We start from the raw sequence: 12,863 nt of genomic DNA, 5'->3' as shown, positions 1-12,863 counted from the left end.
GGTCTCTCAGTCGTCACCCCTCTCGCCTTGTGGGAGAGGGTGCCCGACGGGCGGGTAAGGGGTTCTCTCAACCATCGCAGACCCCTCATCCGGCGCTGCGCGCCACCTTCTCCCGCAAGGGGAGAAGGGAAGTCACCCGCACCGCACCCTGAGCCGCGCGATATCGGGCACCGAGACATGCCGATAGTTCTCAATCTCGATCACGCCGTCGGCCTTGAGCTTGCTCATCTGCCGACTCACCGTCTCGATGGTGAGTCCGAGAAAGTCCCCGATATCGGCGCGGCTCAGCGGCAGATCGAACGTGGCCACTTCGCCCTGCGTCGGATCTATATGGCTGGCGATGAGATAGAGGAAGCTTGCCACCTTCTCCTGCGCCGTCTTGCGGCCCAAGGTGACCATCCAGTCGCGCGCTTCGTCGAGTTCGCGGAGGGTCTGCAGCATGATGCGGTGTTCCAGCGCCGGGGTTTCCCGCACCAGCGCTTCCATGGCCGATTTCGGCACTACGCAAAGATCGACATCCGAGGCCGCCTCGGCCGTCACCCGGCTCTCGCTGGCAAACAGCCGACCCAAGAGATCCGGTGCGAACTGCAGACCGACAACCTGCTGCCGACCGTCTTCGAGCACCTTGGAGAGCTTCACCACGCCGCGTAGCACGCTACCGTAGCTGGTGATCGGCATGGCGTCGGCTATCAATTCGTCGCCAGCCTGGTAATGCATGCGCCGCGTGTGTCGCGATAGCGCGGAAAGCTGCTCGGGCGACAATGCCCCGCAAATGCCCTGGTGTCGGGACTCGCAGCTCTGGCAGAGGATGGGAAGGTCGGAATTGTGAATGTCGTTGCGGACGGGCTGCATGGCTGGCGCCTCCTGACGCCCTCGATATAGGCCTACAGCGTCAGGCCTTTAAGCTGCGCAACTGTCGCTGTGCCAACCTGCCGCAGACCGCTTTCGATCAAGTTTCAATCGCCCCTTGACCTTCCCATTACTGGAAGGTCTATATGCTTGTGGACGAGGTGATAGAAATGAATGAACACGTCCACTCCAAGCCCGATAACGCCAAGCCGATCTCCATCGACATTGAAGGCATGACCTGTGCCTCCTGCGTGTCGCGTGTCGAGAAGGCCCTATTGAAGGTTCCGGGCGTGCAGTCGGCTTCGGTCAACTTGACCACCGAGCGCGCCACAGTGCAGCTCGATCATTCGCAGCATTCCGCGCACGAGCATGCGCTCTATCAGGCCATCGAAAAGGTTGGCTACAAGGGCAGCAAGACGCCGGAACACCACGGTCAGCACAGCGGCCACCAACATCATGAAGAAGATGCCGCGATCCTGCGTCGCGACACGCTGATTGCGGGTCTGCTGACGCTGCCAGTCTTCGTGCTCGAAATGGGCAGCCATCTTTATATGCCAATGCATATGTGGCTGCTGAGCCTGGTGCCGCAGCAGACGCTTTATGTCGCCTATTTCGTCGTCGCCAGCATCGTGCTGTTTGGCCCAGGCTGGCGGTTCTTCAAGATCGGCATTCCCACCCTCTTGCGCGGCGCGCCCGAGATGAACTCGCTTGTCGCCCTGGGCGCAGGTGCGGCATACCTTTATTCGGTGGTGGTGACTTTCGCCCCGCAGGTGCTGCCGGCACAGACGCAATACGTCTATTACGAAGCCGCCGCCGTCATTGTGACGCTGATCCTGGTTGGCCGCTGGCTTGAGGCCATCGCCAAGGGCCGCACTGGCGAGGCCATCCAGCGCCTGGTGCGTGAGCAGGCCAAGACCGCGCGGGTGCAACGCAATGGCACGATCGAAGAAGTTTCGATCGAGCAGGTCAAGGCCGGCGACATCATTGTCGTCCGTCCCGGTGAGAAGATCGCCGTCGATGGTGAGATCGTCGAGGGTTCAAGCCATATCAACGAGTCGATGATCTCGGGCGAGCCCCTGCCGGTATCGAAGACCATCGGCGCCGAAGTTATTGGCGGCACCCTCAATACGTCGGGCAGCTTCAGCTTCCGTGCCACCAAGGTCGGCGGCGACACGATGCTGGCCCAGATCATCCGCATGGTCGAGGAAGCCCAGGGCGGCAAGCTGCCGATCCAGGGCGTGGTCGACAAGATCACCGCCTGGTTCGTGCCGGCGGTCATCGTCCTGGCCATCGCCACGTTCGCCGTCTGGACCATCTGGGGCCCGACGCCCGCTTATGTCTTCGGCCTGGTCAATGCCGTCGCCGTCATGATCATCGCCTGCCCGTGTGCCATGGGCCTGGCCACGCCGACCTCGATCATGGTCGGTACCGGCCGCGCGGCTGAACTTGGCGTGCTGTTCCGCAAGAGCGAGGCCCTGCAGCAGCTGCGTGACGTCGCCGTCGTCGCCTTCGACAAGACCGGCACGCTGACCCACGGCAAGCCCGTTCTCACCGATATCATTCTCGATGATGATTTCGAGCATGACGAGGTGCTGGCGCTGGTCGCGGCGGTCGAGGCCAAATCCGAGCATCCGATTGGCGAGGCCATCGTCGCGGCTGCCGAACAGCAGGGCCTGAAGCTGGGCACTGTCACCGACTTCGAGTCGATCACCGGCAATGGCGTCCGCGCCCGCGTCGATGGCCGGCTGGTCGCGATCGGCTCCATGCGGCACTTCAGCCATCTCGATTTCTCCGACTTTACCCCGGCGATCGAGAAGCTGGCCGACGAAGGCAAGACCCCGGTTATTGCCGCGATCGACGACAAGATTGCCGCCGCGATCGTGGTCGCCGACACGATCAAGCCATCCAGCCGCGCCGTGATCAAGGCGCTGCATGAGCTCGGCCTCAAGACAGCAATGATCTCCGGCGATGACCGCCGCACGGCTGCCGCCATTGCGCGCCAGCTCGGCATTGACGAAGTCCGCGCCGAGGTACTGCCCGCCGACAAGGTCGCCGCGCTCAAATCGCTGCGTTCGTTTGGCAAGGTCGCCTATGTCGGCGACGGCATCAACGATGCCCCTGCCCTGGCCGAAGCCGATGTCGGCATCGCCGTCGGCACCGGCACCGATGCCGCCATCGAAAGCGCCGACGTTGTGCTGCTCGGTGGCGATCTCAAGGGTGTGCTCAATGCCCTTACGGTCAGCCGCGCTACCATGAAGAACATCTGGGAAAACCTGTTCTGGGCCTTCGGTTACAACGTGTTGCTGATCCCCGTCGCCGCCGGCGTGCTCTATCCCGGTTTCGGCATCCTGCTTTCGCCCATGATCGGCGCTGGCGCCATGGCGCTCAGCTCGGTCTTCGTCGTGGGCAATGCGCAACGCCTGCGCGCCGTCAAAGGAGTCTCCATATGAATATCGGACAGGCATCCAACGCCTCCGGCGTCTCGGCCAAGATGATCCGCTACTACGAGTCCATCGGCCTCATCCGCGCGCCGCTGCGCACGGGCAGCAATTACCGCGTCTACGGCGCTGACGAGGTGCATGTGCTGCGCTTCGTCAAACGCGCCCGCACCCTGGGCTTCTCGGTCGAGGAAACCTCCACCCTGCTTGGCCTCTGGCAGGACAAGACGCGGGCCAGCGGCGAGGTCAAGGATGTGGCGACCAGCCACATCGCGGCGCTCGAAACCAAGATCGCCGAGCTGCAGGGCATGGTCAAAACCCTCAAGCACCTTGCCCATTGCTGTGGCGGCGATAATCGCCCCGATTGCCCCATCCTCGACGACCTTGCCGGCGAGCACCCCATTTCGAAAGGACATTGATTATGAGCGAAAAGACTGTTTTCACCGTCAACGATATGACCTGCGGCCACTGCGCCGGTACTGTTCGCAGGGCATTGCAAGAAGCCCTGCCGGATGCCGAGATTTCGGTGGACGTCGCCACCCACAAGGTGAGCTTCACCGGCGATCGGGCCAAGGGCGAGGAAGCCATTCGCGAGGCGGGGTATACGCCTGAAGCGGCCTAACAGCGGCAGACCGTGAGGGGCGTTAGTCACAACCACCGCCCGCCACCTCGGGCTTGACCCGAGGGGTCTTCGCTTGCTGAACGGCCACTAAGTACGGAGCCCTCGGGTCAGGCCGAGGGTGACGATCCAGGTTTGGGCCGCATCGTCGACATCGACCAAAACAAAGGGCGCCCACCTGGCGCCCTTCGCATTTTCATCCACCCAGATCAGAACGGGCTGTCGGGGAAGTAGAACTGCTCGGCATTTTCCTGGGTGATCAGCGGCGAGCCCAGGATGTAGCTGCCGGTGACCGGACCGTTGGAGATGAAGTGGTTGACCGTCACGTCCATGGCGGTGGCGATCTGTGCCGGCGGATAGAGCACGTCGACTGGAACCAGCGGATCACCATCCATCACGCCCTTGACGATTTCCTTCATGCCGGCGCCGCCAACCACGAACATTTCGCTCTCGCGGCCAGCCTGCTTGATGGCCTCGACCACGCCCAGGGTGATGTCGTCGTCCTGAGCCCAGACGCCATCGATGTCGGGGAAGCGAGCCAGGAAGTCCTGCATCACCTCGAAGCCGTCATCGCGGTTCCAGTTGGCGAACTTGTTGTCGAGCACGTTAATGCCCGTACCTTCCATCGCGCCCATGAAAGCGTCGAAGCGCTCGGTGTCGAGCACGGTCGGAATGCCGCGCAGGATGACGATATTGTCGCCCTCGCCCAGGCGGGTCTTCATGTACTCGGCCGAGTTCACACCCATTTCGGTGTTGTTACCCGAAACATAGACGTCCTGGATGGACGGGTCGGTCAGGCCGCGATCGACCACGGTGATGAAGGCACCGGTATCGGCGACGGCGCGGACCGGCTCGGTCAGCGGCTCGGATTCGAACGGCAGCACGACGAGGGCCTGGATCTGGTGGACTGAAACGAGGTCTTCCAGATCGCTGGCCTGGTCGGCAGGGCCGTCGGCCGTGACGATGATCAGGTCGATATTGGGATTAGCGGCTTCGAGGCGCTTTTCCGCTTCGGCGGCATGCCAGTTGAGACCGCCCATAAAGCCATGGGTTGCTGCCGGAATGGAGACGCCGATCTTGATCGTATCCTGCGCCACGGCTGCCCCGGCCAGTGCGCTGGTGGCCAACAGGCCCAGTGCGATTGCCTTCAAAGACATAACTAAAGTCCTCCCTACCAATGTTTGACGCCGAAAACTGGCGCCGATGATCCCGCCCGTTGAGGGGACGTGGAATTATTCGGCAGACTTCTTCCGGCCAGTGCGAAGCGAGCCGCGCTGGAGGTAAACTGCCGCGACGATGATCACGCCCTGCACTGCCCCGTTGAGGTAGTTGGAGATGATCTCGGTGAGATTGAGAATGTTGCCGATCGAGGTCAGGATCAGCGCGCCGATGACTGTGCCGCCAATGCGTCCGAAGCCGCCCTTGAGCATGGTGCCGCCGATAATCACGGCCGCGATCGCCTCGAGCTCCCACAGCACGCCGGTCGCCGACGAAGCCGAGCCAAGACGCGGCACATAGATGATGGTGGCCAGCGAGACGCAGAGGCCCTGCAAGATATAGGTCGCGGTCTTGACCCGATCGACCTTGATCGCCGAATAGCGCGCCACGTGCTCATTGCTGCCGATGGCCATGCAATAGCGGCCAAAGGCGGTGCGATTCATCAGCACCCAGCCGATAATGGCCACGGCGATGAAGACCCAGACCGGGATCGGGATGCGCAGGAAGCTCTCGTAATAGACCGGGCGATAGATATCGCGCGCGCCATTGTTGAGCGACAGCGTGCCGCCATCGGCGAAATAGGTCACCAGCGAGCGATAGATGCCCATCGTGCCCAAGGTCACGATGAAGGCCTCGATCTTGGCCTTGGTGTTGAGGAAGCCGTTGATGAAACCGGCGCCGATCCCCAGGATCAGCGAGGAGCCACAGCCCAGCACCACCGTCCAGATCGAGACGCCGAACGTGTCGACCGCCGAGTTCATGATGATGATCATCACGCCGGCGATGAAGGCCGCCATAGAGCCAACCGACAGGTCGATGCCGCCGGCGGTGATGACGAAAGTCGCACCGACCGCGATGATGCCGATAAAGGCCGAACGGGTCAGGATATTGGTGATGTTGCCTTCGTTGAGGAAGGCAGGGTTGAGCAGATAGCCCAATATGCAAAGCACGATCAGCGCCACCAGCGGGCCGGCCGTCTTCAGATCAATGCGAAAGCCCTTGCTCGGCTTTCCTGTCTCATGCGCTGCGACGCTCATCTTCCCCACCCTGCTTGATGCCAGCGGCGTACCGCATGATTTCTGCCTCAACGATTTCGGCGCCTTCCAGCGTCCCGGCCAGCCGGCCCTCGCGCATCACCAGCACGCGATGGCTTAGCCCGATCACCTCCTGCATCTCGCTGGAGATGACGATGATTGACTTACCCTCCGCGGCCAAAGCCGCGATGATGTGATAGATTTGCTGCTTGGTGCCGACATCGATGCCACGTGTCGGCTCATCCATGATGATGATGTCCGGCTCGCTTTCCATGGTCTTGCCCAGCATCAACTTCTGCTGGTTGCCGCCTGAAAGCTGGCCCACCCGCACCGACGCATCGCGCGCCCGGATATCGAAACGGCGCACCGCGCGTTCCAGAGCCTTGGCCTCGCTCTTGCCGTCGAGGAAGCCGTTCTTGAGGTGCTTCTTCAGCGTCAGCAGCGTCAGGTTCGGTTGCAGGCCGACATTGAGCAGCAGGCCCCGGCCCTTGCGGTCCTTGGTCATATAGGCCAGCCCGGCATCGACCGATTTGGCGACCTCGGTGAAGTTCTCGGCCACGCCGTTCACCGTCACATCACCGGCCGTGCGGTGGTTCAGACCGACCACGGCCTCGGCAACCGCCGTGCGGCCTGAGCCGATCAGACCGGCAAAGCCCAGGATTTCGCCCTTGCGCAGGTCGAAGGAGATGTCCTTGACGCCCGGCGCCTGGAGGCCACGCACCGACAGCACAATCGGTGCGTCGACATCGGGCTCATGCTTGGGCGGATAGAGATTGGAAAGCTCGCGACCCACCATCATCTGGGCGATGGAGTCCGGCGTCAGCGCCTCGGTGCCGACAGTGGCGATCAACTGGCCGTCGCGCAGCACGGTGACGCGCTGCGCCAGCTCCATGATCTCGTCGAGCTTGTGCGAAATGAAGATCACTGCCACGCCACGCGCGGTGAGGCGGCGGATTTGCTCGAACAGCGTCTGCGTTTCGCCCACCGACAGCACGGCTGTCGGCTCATCCATGATCAGCACACGCGCGTCGCGGCTGATGGCCTTGGCGATTTCCACCATCTGCTTGTCGGCGACCGACAGCGTATTGATGCGCGCGTCGGGGTCGACATGCACATGCAGCGTTTCCAGCACGGCGGCAGCGCGGCGACGCATTTCGCCAAGATCGAGGAAACCGAATTTCTTGATTTCGCGGCCGAGGAAGATCGAGTCCGCCACCGTCAGGTGCTCGGCCAGGTTGAGTTCCTGATGGATAAGCACGATGCCCATAGCCTCGGCTTCGCCATTGGGCGGCAGTGTCACTGTCTTGCCGTCGTAGCTAATCGAGCCGGACGTCGGCTGCTCGATACCCGAGAGGATCTTGATGAGGGTGGATTTTCCGGCGCCGTTCTCGCCGATGATGGCGTGCACTTCCCCGGCATTGATGTCGAAATCGACGCTGAACAGCACCGGGATTTCGCCAAAGGACTTGCTGATCCGGTGCGCGGACAGAATGGCAGACTTTGGCGTGCCTTCGGCGCTGATCATGCTGGTGCCCCTCCCTCGAACGCGGCGGGTTCACCCCGGCTCTTCGTCCATGATCGAGTGATGTAAAGGTTTTCATGAATGATGTAAAGGTTTACACAATCGGAAAACGGTATAACCGTATCGGGAGTGTCTGGCGTCATTTGCGGCATCTGCTAAAGGCAGCGAACGCAGGCGCCAGTATGGGCGGGGCTTAGGTTGCAGCACCAGAAACTGGCCACGATCGAAGACGTTGCGGCGATTGCCGGCGTGTCCATCGCTACGGTCAGCCGGGCGATCAACGAGCCGACCAAGGTCGCCGACGAAACCCGTCGCCGCGTGACCGAGGCCATCGCCCGCACCGGCTACACCACCAATGCCATGGCTCGCTCCCTGCGCATGCGCCGCTCCAACATGATCCTGATTCTGGCGCCTGATGTGGGCGACCCGAACTTTTCCAACATCCTGGTCGGGCTCGAGACCGAGGCCAGCAAGCGCGGCTATGGCGTGCTGATCGGCAATACCCAGAACGACGCGGCGCGCGAGACCGACTATCTGCGCTTTATCAGCTCGAACCAGGCCGACGGCCTGATCCTGTTCACTGGCCACCTGCCCTATGGCTTTGGCAGTGAGGGCGGCGAGTCACGCCTGCCGCCGATGGTCGCGGTCAATGAGCCGGTCAGCAATAGCGACGTGCCGTTTGTCGGCGTCGATAATTTCGAAGGCGCGCGTGTAGCGACCGAATACCTGATCTCTCAGGGCCATCGCCGCATTGCGTTCATTGGCCATTCGACCAGCAAGGCCGTCAACATCCTGCGCGAACAGGGCTATCGCGCCGCGCTTGCCGGCAGCGGGCTGCCCATTGACCCGCGCCTCATCCTCGATGGCGACGGTACCACCGAAAGCGGCCGCGCCGCGACCGAGCACATGTTCGTTCGCGACGTGCTGCCCACGGCCTTCTTCTGCGTCAACGATGCCACGGCGCTGGGCGTCATCATCTCGCTCAATGCGCGGAAATACGATCTGCCGCGCGAGTTCTCGGTCATGGGGTTCGACGACATCTCCTTCGCCAGCTTCGTCACGCCATCGCTGACCACGATGAAGCAGCCCCGTCTCAAGATCGGCGAGGAAGCCATGGATCTGCTGGTGGCCTTGCTCCAGGGCAAGCCGCCACGGCAGAACGAAGTCCTGTTACGGGCCGAACTGATTGTCCGCAACTCGGTGAGCCGGGTCGGCCGCGACTAAGGAGCCATAATGACTGAAGCACGTACCGAACTGCTGTTTTCCTATGGCACGCTGCAACTGGCCGAGGTGCAGACGGCATCGTTCGGCCGCCTGCTCGATGGCAGCGTCGATGCCATGCCCGGCTATGGTCAGTCGCTGATCGAGATCACCGACCCGGACGTCATCCGCAAGAGTGGCAGCAATTTCCATCCGATCGTGGTCGCGACCGGCAACCCCAGTGACGAGGTTGCCGGCCAGGTATTCGCCGTTACCCAGACCGAATTGGCCGCTGCCGACGCTTACGAAGTCTCCGACTACAAGCGCGTCATGGTCCGGCTGAAATCCGGCAAGGACGCCTGGGTCTATATCAAGGCCTGATTACTGGCCCTTCTTGGCCAGCCATTCGTTCATCCAGGCGATCTCGTCTTCCTGCGCCTTGATGACGGCCTCGGCCAGCGCCTTGACCTCGGGATCGGTGCCATATTGTAGCACGATCTTGGCCATATCGACGGCGCCCTGATGATGCGGAATCATGCCGCGGATGAAATCCACGTCGGCATCACCGGTGAACTCCACGGCCATATTCTCGTGCATGGCCGTGTTTGCGGCCTGGTAAGCCGCACTGGCTGGGCTATCAGCCGTCATCGCGCCGTGGCCAGAATGGTCCTGGGCGAAGGCCGGAGAGACCAGGCCGAAGATGGCGGTAGCGAGCAGCAGAGACTTCATGACAGTTCCTCTTGATTGGTGGTGACATCTGCCTTGCCGGATTCCCCAATGGGAAGGTCAAGCCCGCAAGGCGTGGTTGACACGAGCATCCCTGTTTTGTTACTTAAGCCTATGCTTAATCAACAACCGAATCTTGACTTGATGTTCCAGGCGCTTGCCGATCCGACCCGGCGCGCCATGATCGATCGCCTCAGCCGCGGCCCGGCTTCGGTCAGCGAACTGGCAAAGCCCTTCGACATGTCGCTGCCCGCCGTGGTGCAGCACCTGCAGGCGCTGGAGCATTCCGGCCTGGTCAGCTCGCAGAAAGTCGGCCGCGTCCGCACCGTGCAGATGCAGCCGGAAGCGCTCAGCCTTGCCGAGCAATGGCTCAATGAGCGTCGCACCATGTGGGTGAAGCGGCTGGACCGATTGGGCGAGTTCCTCGCCGAAACCGCAGACGAACCGGAGACCAGGACGTGACCACCCGCACCGTGACCCACGCGACCTTCACCCTTGAACGTCGCTATCCGGCCACGCCGGCCCGCGTCTTCAAGGCCCTTTCCGATCCCGTGACCAAAGCCAAGTGGTTCTACCCACCCGAAAGCTGGGGCAAGGATGACCACAGCATGGATTTTCGCGTTGGCGGCATCGAGACCAGCGTCGGCGGCCCGCCGGGCGGCCAGGTCCATGCCTTCAAGGCGATCTATCAGGACATCGTGCCCAACGAACGCATCATCTATTCCTACGACATGATGCTCGACGACGTGCGTATATCGGTATCGGTCTCGAGCTTCGAGTTGATCGCGGATGGCGATCACACCGTGCTCAAGCTGACCGAGATGGGCGCTTATCTCGACGGCTTCAGTGACGGCAACGACATTCGCAAGCAGGGCACCGCCATTCTCCTCGACCAGTTGGGTCTCTATCTGGTGCGCGAAGGGGCAAATTGATGGCGACGAAATCCGTCAAGGCCGGCGATCTTACCGTCAGCTACGCAGAAACCGGCCACGGTTCGCCGGTCATTCTGCTGCATGGTGGCCTCGCCACACAGGCAATGAGCTGGGGATCTGTGACGCCGCTGCTGGCCGGTCACTTCCGCGTGCTGGCGCCCGATTCCCGCGGTCATGGCGAAACCAACAACCCCACGGGGGTCCTGTCTTACGATCAGATGGCTGATGACGTGGTCGCCTTCGCCCGCGCCGTCGGCGCGGAGCGACCGCTGATCTTCGGCTTCAGCGACGGCGGCCAGATCGCGCTCGAAATCACCCTCCGCTACCCCGGCTTCGCTCGCGCCTATGTGCTGGGCGGCACGGTGAGCGAGCCCTCCCCGGCCTATATCGACGGCCTCAAAGGCTGGGGCTTTACAGGACCTGGCCAGGTCGATCTGGACCAGGTGCAGCAGGCATTCGGCGGCTTTTTCGATGCTATCCGGGTGTCGCATCGCGGCAATGGCGAGCCTGAATATTGGCGTGCGCTGCTGCCACAGGTGGCTACGCTTTGGCATGGCCTGCCCAGCTACAGCCTTGATCAGCTCGGCAATGTCAGCGAGCCGACCCTGATCATCATGGGCGACCGTGACGAACTGGGTGGTGTTGACCAGGCCGCGCGCCTTTATCGTGGCCTGCCAAAGAGCGAATTGGCCATTCTTCCCAATGCAGACCATGCCGCAGTCATGAGCGACCATTTCTGGGCCATCGTGGTGGACTTCCTGCAACGGCACTCAGGCAGCTAGCCGGGGCCTGACCGGCCCCGCTGAGCAGGGCCGGTCGGCAGAGGCTTAGTCGAACATGCCCTTGGGAGTCTCGCCGCGCAAAAACGGCCCGATCAACGCCTTGAGCAGCTCCGGCTGGTTCATCAGCGCCGTGTGCGAGGTGCCTGGCAGGATGGCAAGGCGCGACGCTGGCAGCGGCGCTCCCATGTCGCCCATGGTGCCGCCACCCAGCAGTCGCAGCATGGCGACGGCATGCTCGGGCGACGGCGTGTCGGCATCGCCCTGCACGATCAGGATCGGTGTTTCGATCTTAGCGACGTCAGCCTCCCAGGCCAGCGGTTCGTGCTCAAGCGCGATCAGCTTGTCCACCAGCGCCGGAAAACCTTCGGGATTGGCGGCCAGGCGGCGATATTCGTCCTCAACCGGCGTGCCGACGAAAAATTCCGGCGCCAGTTGCGGCAGGAAAGCCAGAAACTCCGGCTGCCACCCCTTTGCGTCATAGGCGACCGACGCCAGCACGGCGCGGTCCACCTTCTCCGGGTGGCGAATGACCATTTGCAGGCCGGCATTGGCGCCCATCGAATAGCCGAACACGCTGGCCTTCCCGATACCCACTGCTTCCATGAAGCCGGCAACGTCGTCGGCCAGGTTCTGGTAGGTGATCGGCCGATCGATATCTGTCGTCCGTCCGTGGCCCTGCAATTCAAGCGCGTAGACCGTGTGGCTCTCTGCCAGTGCCGGGATAATGGCGCCCATAGTCTCTATGTTCATGTAGGCGCCGTGCAACACGATCAGGGGCGGACCTTCGCCAGACACTTCGTAATACATGTGCATGCCATTGACCTCGACGCGCGCTGGTTCCGGCTGGGCAAAGGCAGGCGTAGTGGCGAGCAGCATCGCTGCTACCAGAGTGGTGCGAAGCATATTTTGTCTCCGGGGGTGGTGGGTGGGCGGCCACAGGACCGGCCCAACCCATGTCCATTTAGTTATCGTCAGCGCCTGGCCGGCGGCGGCCAGGCGGATGGTGCTGGAAAGTCGTGGAGGGTCGCTTACTTCCCGGCCTTGAGCCGTTCCAGGATCTCGTCGACCTTGACCATGGAGGCATTGGCGCCCCATTCCATGCCGGTCTCCACGATGGCGTCGCGGCTGGCGATGTCGGGGAAGTTGGAGGTGGAGCGATAGTAGGTCTTCCCATCGCGCTCATCGAAATGATGCTCCTCGTAGAAGCGGGGATCTTCTTCGTGCATGCCTTCGATCGCGAAGGTGTTGCGGATCAGGCCCTTGGGCGCGACGGCAAGGTAAGTGCCATAGAAGATGAGGATTGACCCATCGGGCATGGTGGAGGCGATGCGCCATTTGCCATCGGTGCGCACGTCATACTCCTTCACCTCGTTGGCGTCGTATGGCCCCCACCAATAGGCGATGTGCTGTTTTTCGGTCCAAACCTTCCACACCAGGTCCAGGGGTGCATCGAACACGCGCGACATGATGATCAGCGGCGCATCGGCCGGCAGGTCGGTCTTGAAGGGATTGGGGAAAGTCTGGTCGTTCATGGCTCGTCTCC

Annotated in this window: 15 protein-coding genes; 8 read left to right on the top strand and 7 right to left on the bottom strand. The window is 62.2% G+C overall.

Going from position 1 to position 12,863, the window contains the following annotated elements; all coding sequences use genetic code 11:
• Window positions 1–132: 132 nt before the first annotated feature.
• Entirely contained in the window at window positions 133–852 is a 720-nt protein-coding gene (locus MF606_RS05555) for a Crp/Fnr family transcriptional regulator (RefSeq protein WP_240232812.1), read from the bottom strand.
• A gap of 167 nt (window positions 853–1,019) precedes the next feature.
• On the opposite strand from MF606_RS05555, the gene MF606_RS05550 reads away from it, so the two are divergent.
• Genes MF606_RS05550 through MF606_RS05540 form a run of 3 tightly spaced genes read left to right on the top strand, consistent with a single transcriptional unit; the run spans window position 1,020 to window position 3,909 of the window.
• Window positions 1,020–3,299, top strand: coding sequence for a heavy metal translocating P-type ATPase (locus tag MF606_RS05550; protein ID WP_240232811.1), 2,280 nt, complete (start codon window positions 1,020–1,022; stop codon window positions 3,297–3,299).
• Window positions 3,296–3,706 (top strand): Cu(I)-responsive transcriptional regulator, encoded by a 411-nt coding sequence (gene cueR / locus MF606_RS05545; RefSeq protein WP_240232810.1) that lies wholly within the window; start codon window positions 3,296–3,298, stop codon window positions 3,704–3,706. The genes MF606_RS05550 and cueR overlap by 4 nt, the downstream gene beginning before the upstream one ends.
• Before the next feature lie 2 nt (window positions 3,707–3,708).
• Window positions 3,709–3,909 carry a heavy-metal-associated domain-containing protein gene (locus MF606_RS05540; RefSeq protein ID WP_240232809.1) on the top strand — a complete coding sequence of 67 codons (201 nt, stop codon included), beginning with the start codon at window positions 3,709–3,711 and terminating at the stop codon, window positions 3,907–3,909.
• A 206-nt stretch (window positions 3,910–4,115) separates the two neighbouring features.
• Here MF606_RS05540 and MF606_RS05535 read toward each other — a convergent pair whose 3' ends face one another.
• From MF606_RS05535 to MF606_RS05525, 3 genes are all read right to left on the bottom strand, one after another.
• Window positions 4,116–5,063 carry a substrate-binding domain-containing protein gene (locus tag MF606_RS05535; protein WP_240232808.1) on the bottom strand — a complete coding sequence of 316 codons (948 nt, stop codon included), beginning with the start codon at window positions 5,061–5,063 and terminating at the stop codon, window positions 4,116–4,118.
• 75 nt (window positions 5,064–5,138) lie between these two features.
• Window positions 5,139–6,161, bottom strand: coding sequence for an ABC transporter permease (locus MF606_RS05530; RefSeq protein ID WP_240232807.1), 1,023 nt, complete (start codon window positions 6,159–6,161; stop codon window positions 5,139–5,141).
• Window positions 6,142–7,683, bottom strand: a complete 1,542-nt coding sequence (locus tag MF606_RS05525; protein WP_240232806.1) for a sugar ABC transporter ATP-binding protein — start codon at window positions 7,681–7,683, stop codon at window positions 6,142–6,144. Before MF606_RS05525 ends, MF606_RS05530 begins: the two co-directional genes overlap by 20 nt.
• A 195-nt stretch (window positions 7,684–7,878) precedes the next feature.
• Between MF606_RS05525 and MF606_RS05520 the strand changes: the two genes are divergently transcribed.
• The gene (locus MF606_RS05520) at window positions 7,879–8,904 is read left to right on the top strand and encodes a LacI family DNA-binding transcriptional regulator (protein ID WP_240232805.1); all 1,026 of its coding nucleotides are present in this window, start codon (window positions 7,879–7,881) and stop codon (window positions 8,902–8,904) included.
• 9 nt (window positions 8,905–8,913) lie between these two features.
• Window positions 8,914–9,261 carry a gamma-glutamylcyclotransferase family protein gene (locus MF606_RS05515; RefSeq protein ID WP_240232804.1) on the top strand — a complete coding sequence of 116 codons (348 nt, stop codon included), beginning with the start codon at window positions 8,914–8,916 and terminating at the stop codon, window positions 9,259–9,261.
• Here the strand turns inward: MF606_RS05515 and copM are convergent, their stop codons facing one another.
• Window positions 9,262–9,609, bottom strand: coding sequence for a CopM family metallochaperone (gene copM, locus MF606_RS05510; RefSeq protein WP_240232803.1), 348 nt, complete (start codon window positions 9,607–9,609; stop codon window positions 9,262–9,264).
• A gap of 111 nt (window positions 9,610–9,720) precedes the next feature.
• Between copM and MF606_RS05505 the strand changes: the two genes are divergently transcribed.
• Genes MF606_RS05505 through MF606_RS05495 form a run of 3 tightly spaced genes read left to right on the top strand, consistent with a single transcriptional unit; the run spans window position 9,721 to window position 11,320 of the window.
• Complete coding sequence (locus tag MF606_RS05505; protein WP_420842242.1) at window positions 9,721–10,068, top strand: ArsR/SmtB family transcription factor; 348 nt, start codon at window positions 9,721–9,723, stop codon at window positions 10,066–10,068.
• Complete coding sequence (locus tag MF606_RS05500) at window positions 10,065–10,538, top strand: SRPBCC family protein (RefSeq protein WP_240232801.1); 474 nt, start codon at window positions 10,065–10,067, stop codon at window positions 10,536–10,538. Before MF606_RS05505 ends, MF606_RS05500 begins: the two co-directional genes overlap by 4 nt.
• Window positions 10,538–11,320 (top strand): alpha/beta fold hydrolase, encoded by a 783-nt coding sequence (locus MF606_RS05495; protein WP_240232800.1) that lies wholly within the window; start codon window positions 10,538–10,540, stop codon window positions 11,318–11,320. Before MF606_RS05500 ends, MF606_RS05495 begins: the two co-directional genes overlap by 1 nt.
• A gap of 45 nt (window positions 11,321–11,365) precedes the next feature.
• Here MF606_RS05495 and MF606_RS05490 read toward each other — a convergent pair whose 3' ends face one another.
• Both MF606_RS05490 and MF606_RS05485 read right to left on the bottom strand, forming a co-directional pair.
• Window positions 11,366–12,223 (bottom strand): alpha/beta fold hydrolase, encoded by an 858-nt coding sequence (locus MF606_RS05490; RefSeq protein ID WP_240232799.1) that lies wholly within the window; start codon window positions 12,221–12,223, stop codon window positions 11,366–11,368.
• Window positions 12,224–12,348: 125 nt separating this feature from the next.
• Entirely contained in the window at window positions 12,349–12,852 is a 504-nt protein-coding gene (locus MF606_RS05485) for an SRPBCC domain-containing protein (RefSeq protein ID WP_240232798.1), read from the bottom strand.
• Between the last annotated feature and the right edge of the window lie 11 nt (window positions 12,853–12,863).

It is taken from the genome of Devosia lacusdianchii (assembly GCF_022429625.1).
Taxonomy (GTDB): domain Bacteria; phylum Pseudomonadota; class Alphaproteobacteria; order Rhizobiales; family Devosiaceae; genus Devosia; species Devosia lacusdianchii.
This window is presented reverse-complemented; position numbering and strand designations above follow the sequence as displayed.

Bases quoted from the DNA above. Each gene is read 5' to 3' on its own strand.
- MF606_RS05505 (WP_420842242.1), top strand. From the start codon at position 9,721: ATGCTTAATCAACAACCGAATCTTGACTTGATGTTCCAGGCGCTTGCC.
- MF606_RS05530 (WP_240232807.1), bottom strand. From the start codon at position 6,161: ATGAGCGTCGCAGCGCATGAGACAGGAAAGCCGAGCAAGGGCTTTCGC.
- MF606_RS05525 (WP_240232806.1), bottom strand. From the start codon at position 7,683: ATGATCAGCGCCGAAGGCACGCCAAAGTCTGCCATTCTGTCCGCGCAC.
- MF606_RS05495 (WP_240232800.1), top strand. From the start codon at position 10,538: ATGGCGACGAAATCCGTCAAGGCCGGCGATCTTACCGTCAGCTACGCA.
- MF606_RS05490 (WP_240232799.1), bottom strand. From the start codon at position 12,223: ATGCTTCGCACCACTCTGGTAGCAGCGATGCTGCTCGCCACTACGCCT.
- MF606_RS05550 (WP_240232811.1), top strand. From the start codon at position 1,020: ATGAATGAACACGTCCACTCCAAGCCCGATAACGCCAAGCCGATCTCC.
- MF606_RS05540 (WP_240232809.1), top strand. From the start codon at position 3,709: ATGAGCGAAAAGACTGTTTTCACCGTCAACGATATGACCTGCGGCCAC.
- MF606_RS05515 (WP_240232804.1), top strand. From the start codon at position 8,914: ATGACTGAAGCACGTACCGAACTGCTGTTTTCCTATGGCACGCTGCAA.
- MF606_RS05535 (WP_240232808.1), bottom strand. From the start codon at position 5,063: ATGTCTTTGAAGGCAATCGCACTGGGCCTGTTGGCCACCAGCGCACTG.
- cueR (WP_240232810.1), top strand. From the start codon at position 3,296: ATGAATATCGGACAGGCATCCAACGCCTCCGGCGTCTCGGCCAAGATG.
- copM (WP_240232803.1), bottom strand. From the start codon at position 9,609: ATGAAGTCTCTGCTGCTCGCTACCGCCATCTTCGGCCTGGTCTCTCCG.
- MF606_RS05555 (WP_240232812.1), bottom strand. From the start codon at position 852: ATGCAGCCCGTCCGCAACGACATTCACAATTCCGACCTTCCCATCCTC.
- MF606_RS05485 (WP_240232798.1), bottom strand. From the start codon at position 12,852: ATGAACGACCAGACTTTCCCCAATCCCTTCAAGACCGACCTGCCGGCC.